This window comes from Sandarakinorhabdus cyanobacteriorum, assembly GCF_002251755.1.
Classification (GTDB): Bacteria; Pseudomonadota; Alphaproteobacteria; order Sphingomonadales; family Sphingomonadaceae; genus Sandarakinorhabdus; species Sandarakinorhabdus cyanobacteriorum.
In genome coordinates this window covers 1-3,157 of record NZ_NOXT01000006.1, presented here as the reverse complement: position 1 = coordinate 3,157, position 3,157 = coordinate 1, and the positions used below count along the sequence as shown (strand labels likewise).

The following is a 3,157-nucleotide window of genomic DNA, read 5'->3' as shown; positions in this document are numbered from 1 at the left end:
TCAAACCAAATAGCCTCCGGCAAACCCAGCGCGGTTCACAGAGATCCAGGGCTTTGTCGGCAGTCTGGTCGGCCTCGGTGCCACCAAGGGCGTTTTTGTGACGACCTCCTCGTTCAGCAAGCAAGCGCAGGAGTATGCCCGCGGTTTGCAACAGCGCGTGATCCTGATCGACGGCGATAGGCTCACCGAGCTGATGATTGAGTTCGATGTCGGCGTTCGCCGCTATCGCTCGGTGGAGGTCAAACGGGTCGACGAGGACTTCTTCGCCGATTGAATCGCTATTCTTCCTGATCGGTAAGATTTAGCGCTGTAGCTGCTCGCCGCGCTTTCGATCTTCCCGCTCGGTAAGTTTCACCCTTGAACTCTCCCTGCTCTTGTGCAATCTTCCCGATCGGTAAGAGTCCCATGATCGATGACGCAACCCAGTTCGGCGCTGCCGTCGCCTCTGCTCGCAAGGCCCTTGGCCTGACCCAGCGGGAGCTGGCGCTCGCCATCAACAGCGGAGAGCGGTTCATCGTCGAGCTCGAGGCGGGCAAGCCCACCGCCCAGCTCGGCAAGGCCCTCGCCGCAGCCAAGGCGGTTGGTTTGCAGCTCACGGCCACCGGCAGTCCGCGGTCGTGACGGTGGAGCTTCCGGTTCTCTACGAGGATCGTCAGGTCGCCATCATCCGCGCCGAGGCTGGAGCAACCTCCCTCACCTACACCGAAGCCTGGCTGTCCGGCCCGGACCGCTTCCCCGTGTCGCTGACCATGCCCCTGCAGGTCGGTGCCTACGGCAGCGAGCTGGTCCTGCCCTGGCTGATGAACCTTCTTCCTGAAGGCGAGCCGCTGCGCGCGATGACGCGGGCGCTCGGCGCTGCGCCGGAGGATGCGCTGGGCCTGATCGCCCGCACCGGCTCCGATCTTGCCGGCTCGCTCAGCATCGCTCCGCCGCCCGCAAGCGGCGAGCCCGGCTACCGCACCGTCCCCGACGCCACCGCGCTCGAACTGATCATCGCGGATCTGCCCGCCCGGCCCTTCCTGGTCGGCGAGGAGGGCGTCGCGATGAGCCTGGCCGGCGCGCAGGAGAAACTGCCCGTTGCGTTGATCGACGGCCAGATCGCCATCCCGGTCAACGGTGCCCCCTCCACTCACATCCTCAAGCCCGACAATCCGCGCTTGCCTGGCAGCGTCGCCAACGAGGCGCTCTGCATGGTCCTCGCTCGCCGCGCGGGCCTGAGTGTCGCCCCCGTGACCACTGGCCTCGCCGGGGAGCGCAGCTATCTGCTGGTCGAGCGCTACGACCGGACCGGCACCGGCCGCGCGGTGCGCCGCCTGCATCAGGAGGACTTCTGCCAGGCGCTCGGCCGGCCGCCCGCCGCCAAGTACGAGTTCAACGGCACGGGCACCCGCGGCCCCTCGCTCGCCGACATGTTCGCCCTGGTCCGCCGGCACATGACCGCGCGTGACATCACCCGGCTGCTCGATGCGGTGATCGTCAACGTGGCGATCGGCAACGTGGATTCACACGCCAAGAACTATTCGATCCTGCTGGGCCCCGGCGCCCCGCAGCTCGCCCCGCTCTATGACCTGATGTCGGGCCTCGCCTGGGCCAACATCACCCAGAACCACGCCCAGGCGATCGGCGGCCAACGCCGCGGCCAGCACATCTACGGCCGCCACTGGCGCCGCCTGGCCGAAGCCGCCGGGCTGGCAGCGCGCGGCACGATCCAGCGGGTCGAACAGGTGACCGCGCGACTGCTGCGCGAGCTGCCCGCTGCAGTTGAGGAGGTCGCGGCGATGCCAGCGGGAGCCACGATGCTCGACGTGTTCGCCAAGGAGATCGCCGAGCGCGCGACCGAGGTACGGGCCCACGCCGGCAAAGACGGCACCCCGGATCTGACCGATCCCGGAGCCGACGACGCACCGGCAGTAGGACCAAGCGCCTACGCGACCAACGCGAGGAGCTGAGCGCCATGACCAAGGGCATCTTCGTCCACCGCACCGACTCGATCTACGACGACAGCCCGGCCGAACGGTACCAGTTCCCCCGCCAGTACCTGACCCGCGTCAGCGCCTGCATCGGCGACTGGATCATCTACTACGAGCCGAGCAAGATTCGCGACACGCGCGGCTACTTCGCGGTCGCCAAGGTTGCCCATGTCGTTCCCGACCCGACTGCCAAGGACATGTATGCCGCGCTGATCGAGCCCGGCACCTATCTGGACTTCCCCAACCCGGTCCCGTTCAACGGTCCGCTGGGCCTGGTCGAACGGGGCGTGCTGAACGAGGAGGGCAAGATCTCGGGCCGCGCCCAGTCGGCGGTCCGGCCGCTATCGATCGAGGACTTCAACCGCATCATCGACCTCGGCCTTGCCGAGGACGACAGCTTCCTCCCGCGCATCGATCAGGCCGGCGACACGATGCTCCGCGAAGACCGCGCACCCTTCCAGTTCGAGGTCGAGCGCGACCGTGTCGCCAACCTCGGCTCGCGCCTCGTGCGCGACCGGCTGTTCCGCCGCCGCGTGGTCGAGGCCTACGATGCAAGGTGCGCGGTGACCGGCCTGAAGCTCATCAACGGCGGCGGCCGCGCCGAGGTGGAGGCGGCCCATATCCGCCCGGTGGAACGCGGCGGCCCCGACATCGTCACCAACGGCATCGCGCTGTCGGGCACTGTCCACTGGATGTTCGATCGCGGCCTGATCGGACTCGGCGACGACCTCGAAATCCTTGTCAGCCGTCAGGCCAACGACCCCGAGAGCATCCGCTCGCTGATCAACAAGACCGGTTTCGCCATCCCTCCATTGCGTCCGCTGGACCGCCCGCATCCGGCCTTCCTGGCGTGGCACCGCGAGCATTGTTTCAAGCAGTAGCGTCAAGCCGCCGCAGCTTGTCTTCGAAACCAATCCCTTGACCCGAGTTATTATCTAGCAGATATTTCTGTCATGACAGAAACAACAATCGAGTCGGATAAACTGCCCGCCGCCGTGGAGGCGTTCGTGCTGCGCTGGGGTGATCTCGGCGGCCAGTGGGGCGTCAATCGCTCAGTCGCGCAGATTCAAGCGCTGCTGCTGCTCTCCGATCGCCCGCTCACGGCTGAAGAGATCGCCGAAAAGCTTGGCATGGCGCGTTCCAACGTGTCAATCGGCGCGCAAAGTTGACCCTGGATCGGCGTCCAA

The 3,157-nt window shown here is 66.6% G+C and carries 5 protein-coding genes; all 5 read left to right on the top strand.

What is annotated here, in order from left to right:
- Positions 1 to 43: 43 nt before the first annotated feature.
- A complete protein-coding gene (locus CHU93_RS18080) occupies positions 44 to 274 on the top strand; it encodes a restriction endonuclease (protein ID WP_094472196.1) in 231 nt (76 codons plus the stop codon).
- Positions 275 to 405: 131 nt separating this feature from the next.
- Positions 406 to 621: a helix-turn-helix domain-containing protein gene (locus tag CHU93_RS00065; protein WP_094472195.1), complete on the top strand. Its 216-nt coding sequence runs from the start codon at positions 406 to 408 to the stop codon at positions 619 to 621.
- The gene (locus CHU93_RS00060; RefSeq protein ID WP_243374980.1) at positions 618 to 1,949 is read left to right on the top strand and encodes a type II toxin-antitoxin system HipA family toxin; all 1,332 of its coding nucleotides are present in this window, start codon (positions 618 to 620) and stop codon (positions 1,947 to 1,949) included. Before CHU93_RS00065 ends, CHU93_RS00060 begins: the two co-directional genes overlap by 4 nt.
- Before the next feature lie 5 nt (positions 1,950 to 1,954).
- Positions 1,955 to 2,851 (top strand): HNH endonuclease, encoded by an 897-nt coding sequence (locus CHU93_RS00055; protein WP_094472194.1) that lies wholly within the window; start codon positions 1,955 to 1,957, stop codon positions 2,849 to 2,851.
- A gap of 72 nt (positions 2,852 to 2,923) precedes the next feature.
- Complete coding sequence (locus tag CHU93_RS00050; protein ID WP_094472193.1) at positions 2,924 to 3,139, top strand: GbsR/MarR family transcriptional regulator; 216 nt, start codon at positions 2,924 to 2,926, stop codon at positions 3,137 to 3,139.
- Positions 3,140 to 3,157: the final 18 nt, after the last annotated feature.

What these genes read in the sequence shown, in the direction of transcription:
- CHU93_RS00065 (WP_094472195.1), top strand. Translation starts at nt 406, where the DNA reads ATGATCGATGACGCAACCCAGTTCGGCGCTGCCGTCGCCTCTGCTCGC.
- CHU93_RS00055 (WP_094472194.1), top strand. Translation starts at nt 1,955, where the DNA reads ATGACCAAGGGCATCTTCGTCCACCGCACCGACTCGATCTACGACGAC.
- CHU93_RS00050 (WP_094472193.1), top strand. Translation starts at nt 2,924, where the DNA reads ATGACAGAAACAACAATCGAGTCGGATAAACTGCCCGCCGCCGTGGAG.